General features: G+C 38.8%; 17 protein-coding genes and 1 tRNA gene. 5 read left to right on the top strand and 13 right to left on the bottom strand.

Translation table 11 applies throughout. The annotated features are described in order from the left end of the window. Nucleotides 1-60: 60 nt before the first annotated feature. The 5 genes from accB to pdxA all read right to left on the bottom strand — a co-directional run bounded on the left by accB (nt 61) and on the right by pdxA (nt 3,646). Entirely contained in the window at nt 61-561 is a 501-nt protein-coding gene (gene accB, locus LGQ90_RS11750) for an acetyl-CoA carboxylase biotin carboxyl carrier protein (protein ID WP_229341278.1), read from the bottom strand. A gap of 18 nt (nt 562-579) precedes the next feature. Beyond that, complete coding sequence (locus LGQ90_RS11745; protein WP_229341277.1) at nt 580-1,578, bottom strand: beta-ketoacyl-ACP synthase III; 999 nt, start codon at nt 1,576-1,578, stop codon at nt 580-582. A gap of 181 nt (nt 1,579-1,759) precedes the next feature. Continuing rightward, nucleotides 1,760-1,957, bottom strand: a complete 198-nt coding sequence (rpmF, locus tag LGQ90_RS11740) for a 50S ribosomal protein L32 (protein WP_026932948.1) — start codon at nt 1,955-1,957, stop codon at nt 1,760-1,762. 13 nt (nt 1,958-1,970) lie between these two features. Beyond that, a complete protein-coding gene (locus tag LGQ90_RS11735) occupies nt 1,971-2,504 on the bottom strand; it encodes a YceD family protein (RefSeq protein ID WP_229341276.1) in 534 nt (177 codons plus the stop codon). 95 nt (nt 2,505-2,599) lie between these two features. After that, nucleotides 2,600-3,646, bottom strand: a complete 1,047-nt coding sequence (gene pdxA, locus LGQ90_RS11730; RefSeq protein WP_229341275.1) for a 4-hydroxythreonine-4-phosphate dehydrogenase PdxA — start codon at nt 3,644-3,646, stop codon at nt 2,600-2,602. A gap of 61 nt (nt 3,647-3,707) precedes the next feature. Here pdxA and LGQ90_RS11725 point away from each other — a divergent pair, with 61 nt between their 5' ends. Continuing rightward, the gene (locus tag LGQ90_RS11725; protein ID WP_229341273.1) at nt 3,708-4,295 is read left to right on the top strand and encodes a riboflavin synthase; all 588 of its coding nucleotides are present in this window, start codon (nt 3,708-3,710) and stop codon (nt 4,293-4,295) included. Here LGQ90_RS11725 and LGQ90_RS11720 read toward each other — a convergent pair. From LGQ90_RS11720 to mce, 3 genes are all read right to left on the bottom strand, one after another. Beyond that, nucleotides 4,292-4,558 (bottom strand): hypothetical protein, encoded by a 267-nt coding sequence (locus LGQ90_RS11720; RefSeq protein WP_229341271.1) that lies wholly within the window; start codon nt 4,556-4,558, stop codon nt 4,292-4,294. The genes LGQ90_RS11725 and LGQ90_RS11720 overlap by 4 nt on opposite strands. A gap of 437 nt (nt 4,559-4,995) precedes the next feature. Continuing rightward, a tRNA-Ile gene (locus tag LGQ90_RS11715) sits at nt 4,996-5,069 on the bottom strand. A 66-nt stretch (nt 5,070-5,135) separates the two neighbouring features. Beyond that, complete coding sequence (gene mce / locus LGQ90_RS11710; RefSeq protein ID WP_229341269.1) at nt 5,136-5,534, bottom strand: methylmalonyl-CoA epimerase; 399 nt, start codon at nt 5,532-5,534, stop codon at nt 5,136-5,138. Nucleotides 5,535-5,634: 100 nt separating this feature from the next. Between mce and rbfA the strand changes: the two genes are divergently transcribed. Both rbfA and LGQ90_RS11700 read left to right on the top strand, forming a co-directional pair. Beyond that, the gene (gene rbfA, locus LGQ90_RS11705) at nt 5,635-6,030 is read left to right on the top strand and encodes a 30S ribosome-binding factor RbfA (RefSeq protein WP_229341267.1); all 396 of its coding nucleotides are present in this window, start codon (nt 5,635-5,637) and stop codon (nt 6,028-6,030) included. Nucleotide 6,031: 1 nt separating this feature from the next. Then, complete coding sequence (locus LGQ90_RS11700; protein WP_229341265.1) at nt 6,032-7,246, top strand: ABC transporter permease; 1,215 nt, start codon at nt 6,032-6,034, stop codon at nt 7,244-7,246. On the opposite strand, the gene dusB is transcribed toward LGQ90_RS11700, so the two are convergent. Together dusB and LGQ90_RS11690 are read right to left on the bottom strand one after the other, a co-directional pair. Beyond that, the gene (gene dusB / locus LGQ90_RS11695) at nt 7,231-8,223 is read right to left on the bottom strand and encodes a tRNA dihydrouridine synthase DusB (protein ID WP_229341264.1); all 993 of its coding nucleotides are present in this window, start codon (nt 8,221-8,223) and stop codon (nt 7,231-7,233) included. The genes LGQ90_RS11700 and dusB overlap by 16 nt on opposite strands. Before the next feature lie 76 nt (nt 8,224-8,299). Continuing rightward, nucleotides 8,300-10,720, bottom strand: coding sequence for an outer membrane beta-barrel protein (locus tag LGQ90_RS11690; protein WP_229341263.1), 2,421 nt, complete (start codon nt 10,718-10,720; stop codon nt 8,300-8,302). A gap of 189 nt (nt 10,721-10,909) precedes the next feature. Here LGQ90_RS11690 and nagB point away from each other — a divergent pair, with 189 nt between their 5' ends. Beyond that, complete coding sequence (nagB, locus tag LGQ90_RS11685) at nt 10,910-12,829, top strand: glucosamine-6-phosphate deaminase (protein WP_229341262.1); 1,920 nt, start codon at nt 10,910-10,912, stop codon at nt 12,827-12,829. On the opposite strand, the gene LGQ90_RS11680 is transcribed toward nagB, so the two are convergent. The 3 genes from LGQ90_RS11680 to murQ are packed head-to-tail and all read right to left on the bottom strand — an operon-like array spanning nt 12,826 to nt 16,514. Further along, a complete protein-coding gene (locus LGQ90_RS11680) occupies nt 12,826-14,043 on the bottom strand; it encodes a C40 family peptidase (protein ID WP_229341260.1) in 1,218 nt (405 codons plus the stop codon). The two genes, nagB and LGQ90_RS11680, sit on opposite strands and share 4 nt — an antisense overlap. Nucleotides 14,044-14,058: 15 nt before the next feature. Beyond that, the gene (locus tag LGQ90_RS11675) at nt 14,059-15,690 is read right to left on the bottom strand and encodes a glycoside hydrolase family 10-like protein (RefSeq protein ID WP_229341259.1); all 1,632 of its coding nucleotides are present in this window, start codon (nt 15,688-15,690) and stop codon (nt 14,059-14,061) included. Next, complete coding sequence (gene murQ, locus LGQ90_RS11670) at nt 15,690-16,514, bottom strand: N-acetylmuramic acid 6-phosphate etherase (protein ID WP_229341257.1); 825 nt, start codon at nt 16,512-16,514, stop codon at nt 15,690-15,692. The genes LGQ90_RS11675 and murQ overlap by 1 nt, the downstream gene beginning before the upstream one ends. 199 nt (nt 16,515-16,713) lie before the next feature. Between murQ and lepA the strand changes: the two genes are divergently transcribed. Beyond that, nucleotides 16,714-18,510, top strand: coding sequence for a translation elongation factor 4 (lepA, locus tag LGQ90_RS11665; RefSeq protein ID WP_229341255.1), 1,797 nt, complete (start codon nt 16,714-16,716; stop codon nt 18,508-18,510). The last annotated feature ends 22 nt before the right edge of the window (nt 18,511-18,532 follow it).

Genomic DNA, 18,532 nt, shown 5'->3' with positions numbered 1-18,532 from the left:
GTTGCTTTTAAAGTTCTGAAGCCCGAGAAAGGGCTTGCAGTTGATAAAACGGGTAGTGATTTATGACGGATCTACTAAGAATAAGGGCTGATCAAATTCTACCGGAGAAGAATCATCCACCAATACTTTTACGATCTTTCCTGAAACTTCACTTTCAATCTCATTGAAAAGTTTCATTGCTTCAATAACGCAAAGTACATCTCCTTCTTTAACACTGTCTCCAATTTCCACGAAAGCAGGCTTATCTGGAGAAGGTTTTCGGTAAAAAGTTCCAATAATTGGAGACTTTACGGTGATATATTTTGAATCATCAGCAGAGCCTTTTTCTTCTTTTTCTGGGGAAGAACTTTCCTGTTGTGGTGCAGGCGCCTGTTGCTGTTGTGGTTGCTGCGCTGGCATTTGCTGAGGCATTTGCTGCGGAACCTGTTGTACTATGGTGGTCTCCTTTTCGTCTGAACCTGTTCTAATGGTGATTTTTACATCTCCTGTTTCCAGTTTTACCTCACTTGCGCCAGATTTGGCCACAAATTTAATCAGATTCTGAATTTCTTTTAAATCCATAATAATTGGTGTTGATTTTTATGAGTTATAAGCCCATTTCAGGTAAGCAGCTCCCCAAGTGAAGCCACCTCCGAAAGAGGCAAATATTAAATTATCTCCTTTTTTAAATTGCTTTTCGTAATCGCTTAATAATAATGGTAATGTGGCAGCAGTGGTATTACCGTATCTCTGGATGTTCATAAGGACTTTACTTTCGTCGTTAAGGTTCATCCTGTTAGCGGTAGCATCGATAATTCTTTTGTTAGCCTGATGGGCTACCAACCAGTTTATATCTTCATTGGTAAGATTGTTTCGCTCCATGATCTCTGCACTTACATCAGCCATGTTGGAAACTGCAAACTTGAAAACTGTTTTGCCATCCTGCTGCACAGAATGCAGTTTTTTGGCAATAGTTTCTTCAGAAGTTGGCATTAATGATCCCCCGGCTGCGATTTTGAGAGAATGACGCCCTATAGAATCACTACGCAGAATTTCGTCCTGTAAGCCCAGGCCTTCGTAATTAGGTTCCATTAAAACCGCTCCGGCTCCATCTCCAAAGATGATACAGGTCGTACGATCTGAATAATCTATAATGGAAGACATTTTATCTGCGCCTATTACCAGAACTTTCTTATATCTACCTGATTCTATGTAAGCAGCCCCGGTAGACATTCCATATAAGAAGCTTGAACAGGCCGCCTGCAGGTCATAAGAAAATGCATTTACAGCTCCAATTTCAGAAGCTACATGTACCCCCGTAGCAGCTACAGGCATATCCGGGGTTACCGTTCCCAGAATAATAAGGTCTATTTCCGCTGGATCCAGGTTCGATTTTCGAATTAAATCCTTTGCCGCCTGAATGGCTAAGTATGAAGTTCCTTTGGTGGGATCCTTGAGTATTCTTCTTTCCTTAATTCCTGTTCTGGCGGTGATCCATTCATCTGTCGTATCCACCAGTTCTTCCAACATTTTGTTGGTTAAAACATCTTCAGGCACATAAGCACCTACAGCCGTAATCGCTGCTGTGATTTTGTTCATAAATTTGGATTTAATTCACCCTTCATCGGTCCCGGAATAATATCTACATTCTTAGAAAATTACTAAATATTCTTCTAACCGGCGTGCAAATTAAGGTCTTTTTAGGACTTAATCAACTAAAAACAAAAAACTCCCACTAAGTGAGAGTTTCCTAATTTTTCTTTGAAGCTCCTTAATTAGATTAAGCTTCTACTTCTTCTGTATTGTCGATTAAAACCTGACCACGGTAATAAAGTTTACCCTCGTGCCAGTGAGCTCTGTGGTAAAGGTGTGCTTCACCTGTTACAGAATCTACAGCCACTTTTGGAGCTGAAGCTTTATAATGTGTTCTTCTCTTATCTCTTCTGGTTTTCGAGATTTTTCTCTTTGGATGTGCCATGGCTTCCTATTAATTATTCGTTTAGTAAATTTTTTAATTTGTCCCAGCGAGGATCTATATCGTCCTCATTTTTCTTTTTCTGATTTTTCAAACTAAGCTCTTCTAGCTTATCAAGTACGTCAGATTTCAATGTTCCGTCTTCAACTCCCGGATGAATTCTCTTTGGTGGTACAGAAAGTACTACCAATTCGTAAACATATTGCTGAATATTTACTTCATAATCCCCGTGGGGTAATATAAGCAGATCTTCATCTTCGTTATTGAATTCATCACCGAATTTGATCACCAAAAACAATTCACTGTCTATAGGCTGATCGTAAGGCTCGTTGGTAAGATCGCAATTAACATTTACCGTTCCGCTTGCCCTGAAGGTAAGCTCCATCATGGTGCTTTTCTTCTCGAACAACAGGTCGATCTTTACATCGGCGCTATTGAATTCCTCGTACTCAAAATGTTCAAAGAACCTGTTATCTAGCTCATACTCAAACTGGTGTTTCCCAAGTTTTAATCCCTTGAAAGGAATCGTAAACTCTGCTAAATTCCTCATCTCTCCTCAGTTTTGAGTGCCCAACGTTTCCGTTAAGGCGGGTGCAAAGATATAAAAATTAATGAATTTTGCTCTTTTTATAAACAAATTTTTGTTTATATCTTCTTCCCTTGTTTCTTCAACGGATTTTCCGTCAGAAGTTTATATTCTTCACGCGCTTTATAGATCTCTATTCCTTTAAAAACAGCTTCTTTAAAAGAATTGATGTTCGCCTCATTTTTACCGGCTATTTCAAATGCAGTTCCATGATCGGGTGAAGTCCTTACCTTTTTAAGTCCCGCTGTAAAATTAACGCCCATTCCAAAAGATAAGGTCTTAAATGGAATTAATCCCTGATCATGATAAGAAGCCACTACGGCGTCAAAATTCTTATAATTCTTGGAACCAAAAAAACTATCTGCAGAATAGGGTCCAAAAACAAGATCCCCTTTATCTCTGATCTTTTGTATGGTAGGCTTTAAAACTTCTTCATCTTCTTTACCTATCACACCATTATCTCCACTATGCGGATTGATTCCCAATACAGCAATTCTTGGCTTCTGAACTCTAAAATCCTGTTTTAATGTTTGCTGAATGGTTTTGATCTTCTTCTCGATTAATTCTGGCGTAATCACAGAAGCTATATCCTTGAGTGCCACATGATCTGTTAATAATCCTATTTTAAGATTATCGGTGATCATGAACATAAGGCTTTCTCCTCCCAGTTCCTGGGCCAGGTAATCTGTATGCCCCGGAAATTTAAATTTATCAGATTGAATGGTGGCTTTATTAATAGGAGCTGTTACCAAAACATCTATCTCATCGTTTTTTAAAGCATGCGTAGCTGCTTCAAGAGAGCGGAAGGCATAGTCACCAATCTTTACATCTTCCTCTCCAAAATTAATATTGACATTTTCTTTCCACACATTTACAACATTTACCTTTCCATCAATAGCATTGGAGGGATGATCTATCCCCTGAAAATTGACGGAAAGCTTATAATGCTTTTTTAAGAAATTGAGAATTTTTGAAGATGCAAAGATAATCGGGGTACAAAAATCCAGCATCCTGGAATCATCAAAGGTTCTAAGCACAATTTCGCTACCAATCCCATTCAAATCTCCAATGCTAATTCCCAATTTGATCATTTCGCTTTGTTTCATAAACTTTCCCGATATAATATTTTAATTTTACACACAAATGTAACCATTATTATAGAAAACTATGTTCACAGGAATAGTTGAAGAAACAGGAATTATTCGCAGTATTAAAAAATCCGGAAGCAACCTGGATATTATTGTAAACGCAAAAATGACTCCTGAACTCAAAATAGATCAGAGTGTATCCCATAATGGGGTTTGCCTCACCGTAGTTTCTATTGATAATGACAATTATACAGTAACCGCAGTAAGTGAAACTCTTGAGAAGACCAATCTGGGAGATTTAAAGGAAAAAGACTTTGTAAACCTGGAAAGAGGAATGAAGTTAGGCGATAGACTGGACGGACATATAGTACAGGGGCATGTAGATCAAACTGCCATTTGTAAAGAAATTAAAGAAAAGGACGGTAGCTGGGAATTCACTTTTGAATACGACTCAACAATTGGAAATATCACCATTGAAAAGGGTTCTATTACCGTTAATGGGGTAAGTTTAACCGTGGTGAATTCAAAAAAAAATGAATTCAGTGTGGCGATCATACCCTACACCTATAATCATACAACTTTCAATAATTTAAAAAAGGGAGCTAAAGTGAATCTCGAATTTGATGTGATCGGTAAGTATGTAAAGCGAATTACTGAGGTCTCTTAGGCCGCTTCAAAATTTCGCAGTTTATAGCAACCATACATCACTCCTACTGCCATTAAGATATACACATAGTCGTCTATAGGTAAACAAAGTCCCGGAGGAACTGAAGGTCCGTTACCGTTCCCGTTTCCGTTACCCGGATCGCATGGCGGTCCCTTATGTCTTTTCTCTGTGGGTGCTGGCGGCCCATCTTTCTGGGCGTAAGAAGTAAGCGTAACTCCCAGGAAAAGTATCATAATAAGGAATATACATCTAATCTGCCCCATTGATGTTAGGTTAGTATTTTTGGCGAAAGCCTTTAAATTCAATTTTCTGTAAACAAATTTTGCTACTAAGGTAAGAATTTTCCGCTACCGGCTTACTTTGCTAAGCCGCGACGTCTATATATTCTTAGCATATTTACGAAATTTCCTTACGCAAAGTTTTAAATGTCTGGCTAAAAAGCAAATATCTATATTCTATTAATATGCATATCTACCTAATAACCAATAACTTCATAACCTTCAAATGTAAATAATAAGTAAGTTCAATTCAAGATTTAACGATTAATTTTTACTGCATTTTAATAAAATAGTCGTCTGGAAAATTCACAAGATAATTTAAGGAGGGAAATACGGAAAGAAAAATGATGCACGGAATCAAATAGAGTAATATCGCTTTAATAAAAAAAGCCCTGCATCTCTGCAAGGCTTCTAATTATCTGTGGTCCCACTTGGGCTCGAACCAAGGACCACCTGATTATGAGTCAGGTGCTCTAACCAACTGAGCTATGGGACCGGATACCTGTTTGTATCGCGAGCGCAAATTTAGATAATTGCAGCTTACGTACCAAACAAAATAATTCTATTTTTCCTGACACAATTCTACCAGCACCCCATTGGCATCTTTGGGATGCATAAAAGCAACCAGTTTATTATCAGCGCCGGGCTTGGGCGTTTCATTCAATAACCTGAAACCTTCGCCTTTAAGTCGTTCAATTTCAGCGGTAATATCATCAACATAAAAAGCAATATGATGAATACCCTCTCCCCTCTTATCTATAAATTTGGCAATAGGACTTTCAGGATTCGTAGCTGCCAGTAATTCGATCTTACTTTCTCCTATTTTAAAAAAGGAAGTAGAAACTCCTTCACTTTCCACGCTTTCAGTTTTATAATGTTCTGAACCTAACACGGCATTATAGGTTTTATTGGCTGCTTCCAGATCTTTTACCGCGATTCCTATATGTTCTATTCTCTTCATTGGTCATATTTTGATAGAACAAATATCAATAATTAATGTTATATGATTCAAATTCATTCATATGAAGATAAATCACAGTTAAAAATTTTACTTTTGTAGCATGGAAGAAACAAACAGACAAAAAAAGATAGGTGGATTGTTGCAGAAGGATCTGGCAGATATCTTACAGAATTCTCTGAGAGATAGCGGCCGTACAGGAATTTTGGTTTCAGTTTCTAAAGTTCGGGTAACCACAGACCTTTCTATTGCCAAGGCTTATGTGAGCATATTCCCTTCTAAACATCAGGAAGAAGTGATCAAAGAGATCAACGAGAACAAATCTCAGATCAAACATGAGATGGCTCAACGTACAAGACATCAGTTAAGAAAAATGCCTGATCTTAGTTTTTTTATAGATGATTCGCTGGAATATATCGACGGAATTGAAAAATCTATCAAAGGAAAAGAAGATCCCGTGGCAAATCCCGATCTTTTAGATAAGAGGAAAAAATCTTAATTTGAAGTTCCCGCTCTATATCGCCAAAAGGTATCTCTTTACTAAAAGTAAAAGTAATGCTATTAATATTATTACCATCATTGCAGCGATTGGCGTATTTGCAGGAGCTTTTTCTTTATTTATAGTTCTTAGCGGTTTTTCCGGATTAAGAGATTTCAGTCTTTCCTTTTCAAATGAATTTGATCCCGATCTAAAAGCATTGCCTCAATCTGGGAAAGTTATAAAGATCTCAGAAGATCAATTAAACCAACTTCAGCAAATTGAAGGTATTGAGGCTTATAGCAAGATAGCTGAAGAACGGGTGATCCTCACCTATAAATCTAAAGAACAGCCAGCCTATATTAAAGGAGTGGACGAAACTTACCGAAGCGTTAATAAAATTGATAGTTCTATAGTTTTTGGAACCTGGCTTACCGACAGTGAACCGCAGGTAGTTATAGGAAACGGACTTTCAAGATTGCTGGATGTAGGAACATTTAATTATCAGAATCTACTTAAGATCATGGTTCCCAAACCTGGAAAAGGGGCCATCACCATGACCAATCTTCAGGATGCCTTCAATTCCAGGCAAACTATTGTTAGCGGTATCTATAGCGTAAATGAGGAACTGGACGATAAATATGTTTTTACACATCTGAATTTTGCCAAAGATCTGCTGAATCTTGCTGAAAATGAATATTCTGGAATAGAATTTAAATTAAAACCTGAAGCTTCTGAAAGTGAGGTTAGTGCAGAATTAAATAAACTCTTTGACGGGAAGGTGATCATAAAAACCCGGGCAGAGCTTAATGATGCGCTTAATAAAATGCTGAATTCAGAAAATCTATTTGTTTACCTCATCTTTACCCTGGTACTGACCATTGCGCTATTTAACGTGGTAGGATCTATTATTGTGATGATCCTGGATAAAAGGGAGAATATTAGAACGCTCTATAACCTTGGTGCTACGCCCAATCAGATCAAGAACATATTCTTTTTACAGGGAATGTTAATGACCGGTCTGGGCGGAATAATTGGTCTTGCCGTGGCGGTGATTCTTATAATTCTTCAGATGAATTACGACCTGGTCATGATCACGCCAAATTTACCCTACCCGGTAAAGATGAAAATTGAAAATATACTTATTGTCCTCGGTACTATTTTTACGCTTGGGCTTATCGCCTCTTATATTGCAGCGGGCCGAAGCAAAAAAGCACTTTCTCAGGCAAATTCGTAACCTGCGAATTCCTTTTCCACCTCATCAAAAGCTTTAAAAACGTCTATGGAATCGTCGCTGGTCACCATCTTCATGCGGTATTCCTTGAAGTGTGGAATTCCCTTGAAATAATTGGTATAATGACGACGCGTCTCAAAAACGCCTAATCGCTCCCCTTTCCAGTCGATCGCCATTTGCAAATGTCTTCTGGCGGCATCTACTCTTTCTTCCAGACTTGGAGGAGCCATCTGTTCACCGGTTTTAAAATAATGCTTTACTTCTCTGAAAAACCAGGGATAACCAATACTAGCCCGGCCTATCATGGCGCCATCCAATCCGAATTTATCGCGCATTTCCATGGCTTTTTCAGGAGAATCCACATCGCCATTACCAAATACCGGAATATGCATTCTTGGATTATTCTTCACTTCAGCAATAGGTGCCCAGTCGGCTTCGCCTTTATACATCTGCGCTCTGGTTCTGCCGTGAATCGAAATTGCCTGGCAACCCACGTCCTGAAGTTTTTCAGCAACTTCAAGGATCTTAATAGAATCATGGTCCCAGCCTAATCTCGTTTTTACCGTAATTGGCAATTTTGTGTGTTCTACCATAGCCTTGGTAAGCGAAACCATAAGATCTACATCTTTCAATATACCTGCACCTGCTCCTTTAGAAACCACCTTTTTTACCGGGCAGCCAAAATTGATATCAATAATATCTGGGCCTGATTTTTCAACAATTTCAACAGATTGTAGCATGGATTCCAGGTTAGCTCCAAAGATTTGGATACCAACCGGACGTTCCTTTTCGTAAATATCAAGTTTCATGGTGCTTTTCGCGGCATCGCGAATAAGGCCTTCTGAAGAGATAAATTCAGTATATACCACATCTGCTCCCTGTTCCTTGCAAAGTGCACGGAATGGCGGGTCACTCACGTCTTCCATCGGTGCCAAAAGCAAGGGGAAGTCTCCTACATCTATATTTCCAATTTTTGCCAAAGTTGCTGTTTTTCAGGTGGCAAAATTACTAAATAATTCCTATGCCTGAAAATAAGTTAAACAGGCTCCCCTTTAATTAGTTTTTAGATTCTAAACGTGCACTTTCTTCTGCGGTGATCGCACGCTTATTATCTCCTAATTTGAAATTACCAAATTTATAGGTTATTCCAAACCTGATCATACGTGACTCAGGCATGGCGAAAAAGGAGTTATTCTGGTTCAAATATTGTGACCTCAAGGGCATATTCATGGTATTGAAGATATCCTCCACATTCACGGTGGTGACCAACCTGGAATCAAAAAAGGTTTTTCGAAAACCAAAGTTCAAACCGAATTGAGGTTCTTCAAAATCATAAGAACCTACAATATAATCTGGGATATAGGTCGTGGTTAGTTCACCAGAAAAAGTGCCATCCTTGGATAATGTAAAGAAATTACCGGCATATATATAAGCTCCAAAAGTATCATTGGTTACGATCTGGCCATTGCTTTCCAAAGCTGGAAAGTCATTTTGCATATAAAAGAAAGAGGTATAAGCCGAAACAGACCACCAGTCGTTCAAGTAGTCATAATAACTTATATCAAAACTATATTGCTGAGAGAAATCCATATTCAAACTTGAAGATCGCAAATTTCTGTTCTCATTGTCCTGAAATGGTATGGTAGCGATCGCATTATTTGCTTTGTCCCAGTAAAGGTCAAAATATAATTTATTCTTATAGCTATAGCTCAATTTCAGCATATTTGAAATGGCAGGCATAAGATCTGGGTTCCCATCCTGAAAATTATTCTCATTCAGAAAATATCTATAGGTATTTAAATTTTCAAAACGGGGCCTGGTAATTCTTCGGCTATATTCAAAACCAAAAGAATGAGCTTCAGATGCGTTATAATTGAGATAAAAGGTGGGAAATAATTCAAAATAATTCTGGGAATTAACCAATCCCTGGCTTTCAGAAATCCCCTGTACATCGGTATATTCTCCACGAAGTCCTAACTTCATAGACCATTTTTCCCATTCTTTAGACATACTGGCATAAGCGGCATAAATATCTTCTTCATAATCAAGCACGTCTGATAATTCTCCTGAAAATTGCCTGGTTCCCGTATTTGTATCAAAATAATCCTGCCCACTTTCAGTCTTTAACCCGGAATACTTTAGCCCGGTTTCAAAACTTGTAGATCCCAGAGGTGTAGAGATATCAACCTGGCCTGTATAGATCTCACTATTTTGCATTGCTTCTGTAGTAAAAGAATTATCTCTTATAAAACTTTCGTCCTCTTCAAAATAATTTGTCATGATCTGCTGAAACTGGCTGTTATCATAATTGATATAATTTCCAATGGCAGATAAACTTCCATTTTCACCCAAACTGGTATTATAAGTAGCAGCCAGAAGTATATTATCTGTGTTGCTGTGCAAGCGGCTATCTGTAGTAAATAATGAATCCAGCGAATTATTGCTATCATAGATATTCGTCAAGCCATTTATATCACTATCAGAATCTGGAGTGATCTGGATATTGGCACTTAAGCTTAAGGTGCTTGCTTCACTAAGTGTAAAATCGAGTATCGTATTAAGACTGTGCGAATACATAGAAGTATTCCTTTCAAAATCGGTTAACCACCTTGAATCAGCTTCACCGTTGGGCGTATAATATTCTATAAAGCCTTCATCCTTTTTTACTAGGTCTCGCTGGTTGTAATTATAACTTGCATAGATGTTCAACCAATCTGTTTTGTAATAGTGACTGGTACCAATATTATATTTAGGAACTATGGCAATAGTATTGGAAGCATTCACACTTCCCTTGTAGCCAATGGAAATATTTTTTGAGGTCTTAATATTAAGAATTGCCCCTCCTTCTGCATCATACTGGGCCGGCGGATTGGTGATCACTTCAACAGATTTTATGTTTTCTGCAGAAAAACCTTCCAGTAATTGCTGAAGTTCTTGTGAACTTAAATACACCTTCCGGTCATTGATATAAACCGTGGCAGGCCTGTTCTTTACTAATAAGTTTCCCTGACTCAGGATCACACCCGGCGTTCTTTTCAAAACTTCAAAAGTGTTCCCGGTAGAAAGAATGGTATTCTCCACTTCAAATACCAACCGGTCTATCTTTCTGGTAACTTTAGGTTTTCGTGCGTTCACTACCACTTCATCCAGAGCGTCTGAGGTTTCTTCCAGGATAATTGGGGGAATATTCGTGTTTCCTTTTACGTTGACCTTTTGAAGGGATTCCTTATACCCCACAAAAGAAACCTTTAACAGGTAGGTACTATCTTCTATATTTTCTATCACAAAACTTCCATCCTCTTCAGAAATAGTGCCTCTATATACGCTGGTTGAGTCTTCTGCACTTAATAAAATGATATTTGCAAAAGCAACCGGGGCATTTTCCCGATCTTGAATATTTCCACTAAGAGAATTCTGAGAAAAGAAAACATATGGAATAAGTAGGATAATAAGGGGGGTGAACCTGATGATTTTCATTGAATGCGTTGGTCAGTTTTCAGCAAAAGCTTAACAAATATAAAGTTTCTGAATTTCCCACCAAGTTTTTTCTTTTTCTAATAATCTTAAACTGAAAATGTTAAAAATAATCTTTATTTTAATTAACTGATTCGCTGCTTATTTCAAAGTTTGAGTTTTGTATATACTTAACCTATAAATTTTTAGATTATGAAGAGATTGAATTTTCTTGAGGAGACTCGGTACGAGAAATTACCAGTAAAAGTATATACATCTGAAATGGAAGCTTCAACGGAAGTAGCTGCACATATCTCAAGAATAATTAAAAAAAACTCAGAATCTGGCAAGAACACTAAACTGGGATTGGCAACCGGATCTACTCCCATTCTTTTATATAAAGAACTGGTTAGACTTCATAAAAAAGAGGGCCTCAGTTTTAAAAACGTCATTAGTTTTAACCTGGACGAATATTATCCCATGTCTCCAGATGCTTCCCAGAGCTATGTGAAATTTATGAATGAACATCTCTTTGATCATGTAGATATTCCTGAAGAGAATATTCATATCCCCGATGGTACACTCCCAAAATCGAAGATACATGAGTATTGCCTCTCTTACGAACAAAAGATTAATGAACTGGGCGGTTTGGATCTCCAGATCCTCGGAATAGGAAGAACGGGACATATAGGCTTTAATGAGCCTGGATCAGCACCCAATTCGGGTACACGCCTGGTTAATCTGGACGATCTTACCAGAAGGGATGCCTCCAGGGAATTTGGCGGAAAAGAAAATGTTCCTACTAAAGCGATCACCATGGGAATTGGAACGATCTTCAAGGCAAAGGAGATCATTCTTATGGCCTGGAGCAAAAAGAAAGCTTCTATTATTAAAAAGGCTGTAGAAGGCAGGGTTTCAGGTAGTGTGCCTGCAACATACCTGCAACATGCTGAAAATGTCGAGATAATCCTGGATAAAGCCGCTGCTTCTGAACTCACCAGGTTCGATACCCCATGGCTGGTAAAGGATTGTAAGTGGGATAAAGAACTGGTTAAAAAAGCCGTCATCTGGCTTTCGGAAGAGGTGAAAAAGCCAATTCTGAAATTAATGGATGAAGATTATAATAATTTTGGGATGGCTCAATTAATTACCGAAAAAGGTCCCGCTTATGATATAAACATAAAAGTATTTAACCAGTTACAACATAGCATTACTGGATGGCCGGGAGGAAAACCTCATGCCGATGACACTCAAAGACCTGAGAGAAAAGAACCCTCCCAAAAGAGGTCATTGATTTTTGCTCCTCACCCAGACGATGATGTTGTCTCTATGGGAGGTACTTTTATAAGATTGATCGAACAGGGACATGAAGTACAGGTGGCCTATCAAACTTCAGGGAATACGGCGGTGTGGGATAGAGATGTCCTGCGGTATGTAGAGTTTGCCATGGATTTTAATAAAAGCATAGGTATGGATACAGATAATTTAGAAGTTACCTATAATGAAATGAGAAATTTCATCGAAAAGAAAAAACCGAACCAGGTTGATACCCAGGAAATTCAAAATGTAAAGGCTTTTATTAGAAAATCTGAAGCTATTGCCGGGGCACGTTTTGCCGGAATGAAAGATGAGAATATAACTTTTATGAACCTGCCTTTCTATGAGGTAGGCAAATCTGTTAAAAATCCCTCCGTGGAAAAGGATATAGAGATAACCAGAAAGTTATTGCAAAAAATAAAACCTCAGCAGATTTTTGCTGCCGGTGACTTTGCCGATCCTCACGGCACTCATATTGTTTGTTTTAATATAATCCTTCAGGCTTTAAAGAGACTTAGAAAAAAAGAAGAATGGACAAAAGATTGCTGGTTATGGATGTATAGAGGAGCCTGGGAGGAATTTCCAATCCATGAAATAGAGATGGCTGTGCCCTTATCACCTAAGGAAGTAGAACAAAAACGACTTGCGATCTTTCAACATCAATCTCAAAAGGACAGACCGGTTTTTCCGGGAGATGATGAAAGAGAGTTCTGGTTAAGAGCGGAAGAACGAAACAGGGAAACAGCCGAAGCATTCCACCGGCTTGGCCTGGCCAATTATGAAGCTATGGAAGCTTTTGTTAGATGGAAATTCTAATTATACAGAGTATCCGCTTCTTCAGTCATATAGATATTTTCAGATTTTAAATAGGTTAAACCTTCACTTTTTTGATCCAAATATCTTTTTGTCCTCAAATACCTGTTCTTATTAAAATCATCGAAATTCTCAGCAGTTGAGTCCATACTGCTTATATGCACGTCTCCTGAAGAATGTATAAATTCATTATTTCCCAGCCACATTCCAACGTGAACAACACGTTCAGAGGTCGAGTCGGTCGCAGGTCTTCCAAAGAATAAAAGATCTCCTACCGCCAGTTTTTCAAATTTTCCTGTTGAATCTATCAGCTTCCCTTCTCTTATCTGCTGAGAAGCATCCCTGGGGATCACCATTCCGTTCATAAAGAAAATGGTTTTTGTAAATCCACTACAGTCCACTCCTTTTGCTGAAGTCCCTCCCCATAGATAAGGAACTCCCATTAATTTTTCGGCTGTTCCCATTAGGTTTTCTTCGGAAGCCTTCAGCGCTGAAAGCCATTGTGAATATACGGCTGAATCATCTTTAGAGATAAATGCAGCCCGGCCATCAGGATACCTGACTTTATAAAAATTTCCTTTTTCAGCCTCCATTTCCAAAATAGCCCCGGCCACAAGATCTGTAACCGGTTTTGAGTCTAATGAAGCGTCTTTGAATGATTGACCAAAAGGCTTTTGAAAAATGATCTTTTCAGAAGATTTCCACTTCTCAAATTCATACTTATTCATGGTGGTAATTCCACCGTGGTCTACCCAGGATAAATAACCATCCGGGGTTTGGATATAATACCATTCATCAGTTCTTTTCCATATATCAACAGGAGTCCCCAGCGTAGCCTGCGTTACCAACTCAGCAGAATGTTTCGCTTCCCCTCTTAAATTGGCTACAGACACGTCAATTATTCCATAAATACTATCGTTAAGATTCGAAGCTGGTAATACCTGAATGCTATCTATATATTCAATTTCGGCAGAATCCAGTTTAGAAAACAAGGAATCCTTGGCGTGTGCCATATTGGTTTCTCCCCTTACTATAAGTTTCCCTTCCCGAATTTCAGAATCTATATTGAATAAAGCTATTCTCTTGTCGGGTGCAAATTTTGAACGCACCTCTTCAATATGATCCTCAGCGACCTGTAGATTATTCCCGCTTCTCTGTTCATTACAGGCTATTGCCGCGAACATCAAAAAAGCCAGTATATATTTATAGAAGTTCATATCTAATAATTTTGATCAAGGTAATAATTTCTCAATTTCAAGTTCTTTAAAACTACTCTGGTTTCCAGTTCTATCCACCGCAGTTATCCCCACTTTTTCAAGCTTATTTTTGTCTGTATTTACCTTGGGGATTTCAATGTTTTTTGAATTTAGATTCAATATTTTAAATTCCCAACCTGAATTCTCGTATCTGTAATATACCACGCAGCGAAAGGTTTCTTCTAATTCATTCTGAATCCAGCTTAAGTGAATATCATCCGCTGAATTTTTAAGTTTAAAATCTGGTACAGCAGGTACTTCTTCGTCTAACCACGGACTGGCAGGCACAAGGGCATTTCGATGATAAGGCCCATTAAGCAAGGATTTAGCCAGGCTGTCATTTTTCATTAACGGGCCAATATTCCAGTGTACTGTACCCGGATTGTCTCTTAAAATTCCTCTGGAGATCAGGATTTGAGAAGCAATCTCTCCTTTATGTTCTTCTTTTTCTTCCAGTCCAAGATTAATTCCCGGCCATACGTGCCGTCCTACTACATTTTCAGACTCCCACCATCCAAGAAGTACCGGGAAACTTTGTTTCATCTGATTTGTTGGCCAGTACAGCTGCGGCGTAAAATAATCTATCCAGCCTTTGTTCAACCATAATTTGGCATCGGCATATAATTCTTCATACTGGTCCATCCCGCTAATCCCCTTCGGAAATCCAGGCCTCCAAATTCCAAACGGACTTATACCGAATTTTACGTATGATTTTTCAGCCTTTATTTCTTCTGCGATTCTTTCTATAAAGTCGTTCACATTTTTCCTTCTCCAGTCCCCGCGCGAAAGTTCACCGCCTTCACTTACATACTTCTGCCAGCTGTTTTCATCTGGAAAGTCTTTTTTTCCATTATAAGAGGCATAGGGATAGAAGTAATCGTCAAAATGAACTGCATCTATATCATATCTTTTTACAATATCCATCACCACATTGGCTGAATGCTCCTGAACTTGATTACTTCCGGGATCCATCCACCACATTCCATTTTTCAATTCTCTAACCAGGCCGGGATGCGTTTTTACAATAGACTTCTCCCCTATTTCCTTTCCTGTAGTGTGATGTGCCCTATATGGATTTAACCAGACATGTAATTCCATTCCGCGGTTATGAGCTTCTTCTATCCAGAATTCTAAGGGATCATAATAGGGTTGCGGGGCTTTTCCACTTTTTCCGGTTAGAAAATAAGACCAGGGTTCAATGTCACTTTCATATAGCGCGTCAGCCTGGGGTCTCACCTGCAATATCACGGCATTAAAATTATGTTTCTCAAGAAAATCGAGCATGGCGATCGCTTCCTTTTTTTGAGCTTCGGTAGAAAGATCATTTCTGCTTGGCCAGTTAATATTCGCCACGGTTGCGATCCATGCAGCCCTGAATTCCTCAATATCTATGGGAGGTTCCATAAAATTAATTTCTTCAGAAGTCTCTTCAGGTTGTTCTATCTCCGGAATTTCTTCCACTGGCTTTTCGGTTTCCTTTTCCACAACCTTTGGTTCGGTAGGTTCAGTTTTTACCGCCTGTGTAGATTTACACGCATTCATGAGCAGGATCAATACAATAAATCCAAGGGACCTCAGAGAATTTGAAAAGATGAAATTGCTACCCATTAATTATCGCTCTTTTTATATGCCATTATCACTTTTCTTACACTTTTATGCTGCATCAATAATCTTGCAGCTTCTTCTTTTTCAATATTAAGTTCTTCCATGATCATTCTGGTGCCACGGCCTACCAGTTTGTCATTTGATAACTGCATATCTACCATCTTATTTCCTTTTACCCGACCTAGTTTTATCATTACAGAAGTGGATATCATATTCAGCACCATTTTTTGTGCCGTTCCTGCTTTCATCCTCGTGCTTCCTGTTACAAATTCAGGACCGGTAATTACTTCAATGGGATATTCTGAAGCCATTGCTAACGGACTACTTGAACTACAGGTGACACATCCGGTGATAATAGCATTATTTCTTGCCTCCTTTATTCCTCCAATCACATACGGAGTGGTGCCTGAAGCTGCGATACCAACCAGAACATCTTTTTCTGAAATATCATATTCCTGGAGGTCTTTCCAGGCTTGTTGGGTATTATCTTCAGCATTTTCAACCGCATTTCTTAAAGCGGTATCTCCTCCAGCAATGAGCCCGATGACTATTCCCGGACTCACCCCGAAAGTTGGGGGACATTCGGAAGCATCTAAAACTCCAAGTCGGCCACTGGTTCCAGCGCCAATATAAAAAAGTCGGCCGCCTGCTGCAATTTTTGGAACGATCTCATTTACCAGTTTTTCGATCTCCGGGATCACTTTCTGAACACTTTTGGCAACCGATTGATCTTCATTATTGATATTATTCAACAATTCTGATGTGCTCATCTTCTCAAGATGATCGTAATTAGAAACTTTTTCAGTGTTTGGACTATTCTTTTCCATTGAGGTGATTTATTCTGAAAATGCGGTAAATATGGGCATTCAGTCATTTAAAAATATGATCTAAATTTCTGCAACTAAAGCCGATTGCACAAGAAAACAAACATAAACTTGAAATTTTATTTAAGACTATTAATTCAATTATATTTGTACTCTTAAACTCGCCTGATTTAAACAGGAGGAAAGGATACAAAATTTGAAGATGAAGAACATTCGAAACTTTTGCATAATTGCGCATATAGATCACGGGAAAAGTACACTTGCCGATCGTTTACTGGACTATACAGGGACTGTTACTGAAAGAGAAAAACAGGAACAATTGCTGGACAGTATGGATCTGGAACGGGAACGCGGGATCACTATTAAATCTCACGCTATTCAAATGGATTATATCCATGAAGGTGAGGAATTTGTTCTGAATCTAATTGATACTCCCGGTCACGTGGATTTCTCTTATGAGGTTTCACGTTCTATCGCTGCCTGCGAAGGTGCTTTGCTGGTGGTAGATGCAGCGCAGAGTATTCAGGCGCAAACAATTTCAAACCTTTACCTGGCTTTAGAAAATGACCTGGAAATCATTCCGGTTTTGAATAAAGTGGACCTTCCAAGCGCGAATCCTGAAGAAGTAACCGATGATATCGTGGACCTTTTAGGTTGCGATCCTTCGGAAGTTATTCCGGCAAGTGCCAAAACCGGTCTTGGAATAAAAGAAATTCTGGATGCCATCATTAATCGTATTCCTGCTCCAAGCGGGAAAGTCGATGCTCCGCTTAGGGCTTTGATCTTCGACTCTGTTTACAACCCGTTTAGAGGAGTTGAAACCTATTTTAGAGTGATTAACGGTTCTATTAAAAAAGGGGAAAAAATTAAATTCGTAGCTACCAATAAAACATATGATGCCGATGAGGTTGGAACTCTTCGCCTAAAACAATTTCCGCGGAAAGAGATCAAAACCGGGGATGTTGGTTATCTAATCACCGGGATCAAAGATGCCCGCGAAGTAAAAGTGGGAGATACCATTACGAGTGCCGTTAATCCTACCACCGAAGCTGTAGCAGGTTTCGAGGATGTAAAACCTATGGTTTTCGCCGGAATCTATCCGGTAGATACTGAAGATTATGAAGAATTAAGATCTTCTATGGAAAAACTTCAGTTGAACGATGCTTCACTGGTTTTTACTCCTGAAAGTTCTGCTGCTCTTGGTTTTGGTTTCCGTTGTGGATTCCTGGGAATGTTGCACCTGGAGATCATTCAGGAAAGACTGGAACGTGAGTTCGATATGACTGTAATTACTACGGTTCCCAACGTATCTTACCAGGCATATACCAATAAAAATCCGGATGATGTGATCCTGGTAAATAACCCATCAGACCTTCCGGAACCTTCAAGTTTAAATAGGGTAGAAGAGCCTTTTATTAAAGCAACCATCATTACCAAAGCAGATTATGTGGGGAATGTGATGGGTCTTTGTATTGAAAAAAGGGGAGAGATCACCAATCAGACCTATTTAACCACAGAAAGGGTAGAATTAACTTTTGACATGCCTTTAGCAGAGATCGTATTCGATTTTTATGATCGCTTAAAGACCGTTTCCAGAGGTTACGCTTCCTTTGATTATACACCAATCGGTCTGCGACAGTCTAAACTGGTAAAAGTGGATGTTTTATTAAACGGAAATGTTGTCGATGCACTTTCAGCTTTATTACACGTAGATAATGCCTATGATATTGGTAAGAAAATGTGCGAAAAACTGAAGGAATTAATTCCAAGACAGCAATTTGATATTCCTATTCAGGCGGCTATTGGAGCAAAGGTCATTGCTCGTGAAACCGTAAAAGCACTTAGAAAGGATGTTACCGCAAAATGTTATGGTGGTGATATTTCCCGTAAAAGAAAGCTACTTGAAAAGCAGAAAAAAGGTAAAAAACGTATGCGCCAGGTAGGTAACGTAGAGATCCCGCAGGAAGCATTTATGGCGGTTCTTAAGTTAAATGATTAATTAGTCATTAGACTTTAGCCGG

Origin of the sequence: Christiangramia sediminis (assembly GCF_020552705.1) — a bacterium.
GTDB classification, from domain to species: Bacteria; Bacteroidota; Bacteroidia; order Flavobacteriales; family Flavobacteriaceae; genus Christiangramia; species Christiangramia sediminis.
Note: the sequence above shows the minus strand (reverse complement) of the source record. Positions and strands in the feature narration are given on the sequence as shown.

Bases quoted from the DNA above. Each gene is read 5' to 3' on its own strand.
- accB (WP_229341278.1), bottom strand. From the start codon at position 561: ATGGATTTAAAAGAAATTCAGAATCTGATTAAATTTGTGGCCAAATCT.
- LGQ90_RS11745 (WP_229341277.1), bottom strand. From the start codon at position 1,578: ATGAACAAAATCACAGCAGCGATTACGGCTGTAGGTGCTTATGTGCCT.
- rpmF (WP_026932948.1), bottom strand. From the start codon at position 1,957: ATGGCACATCCAAAGAGAAAAATCTCGAAAACCAGAAGAGATAAGAGA.
- LGQ90_RS11735 (WP_229341276.1), bottom strand. From the start codon at position 2,504: ATGAGGAATTTAGCAGAGTTTACGATTCCTTTCAAGGGATTAAAACTT.
- pdxA (WP_229341275.1), bottom strand. From the start codon at position 3,646: ATGAAACAAAGCGAAATGATCAAATTGGGAATTAGCATTGGAGATTTG.
- LGQ90_RS11725 (WP_229341273.1), top strand. From the start codon at position 3,708: ATGTTCACAGGAATAGTTGAAGAAACAGGAATTATTCGCAGTATTAAA.
- LGQ90_RS11720 (WP_229341271.1), bottom strand. From the start codon at position 4,558: ATGGGGCAGATTAGATGTATATTCCTTATTATGATACTTTTCCTGGGA.
- mce (WP_229341269.1), bottom strand. From the start codon at position 5,534: ATGAAGAGAATAGAACATATAGGAATCGCGGTAAAAGATCTGGAAGCA.
- rbfA (WP_229341267.1), top strand. From the start codon at position 5,635: ATGGAAGAAACAAACAGACAAAAAAAGATAGGTGGATTGTTGCAGAAG.
- LGQ90_RS11690 (WP_229341263.1), bottom strand. From the start codon at position 10,720: ATGAAAATCATCAGGTTCACCCCCCTTATTATCCTACTTATTCCATAT.
- nagB (WP_229341262.1), top strand. From the start codon at position 10,910: ATGAAGAGATTGAATTTTCTTGAGGAGACTCGGTACGAGAAATTACCA.
- LGQ90_RS11680 (WP_229341260.1), bottom strand. From the start codon at position 14,043: ATGAACTTCTATAAATATATACTGGCTTTTTTGATGTTCGCGGCAATA.
- LGQ90_RS11675 (WP_229341259.1), bottom strand. From the start codon at position 15,690: ATGGGTAGCAATTTCATCTTTTCAAATTCTCTGAGGTCCCTTGGATTT.
- murQ (WP_229341257.1), bottom strand. From the start codon at position 16,514: ATGGAAAAGAATAGTCCAAACACTGAAAAAGTTTCTAATTACGATCAT.
- lepA (WP_229341255.1), top strand. From the start codon at position 16,714: ATGAAGAACATTCGAAACTTTTGCATAATTGCGCATATAGATCACGGG.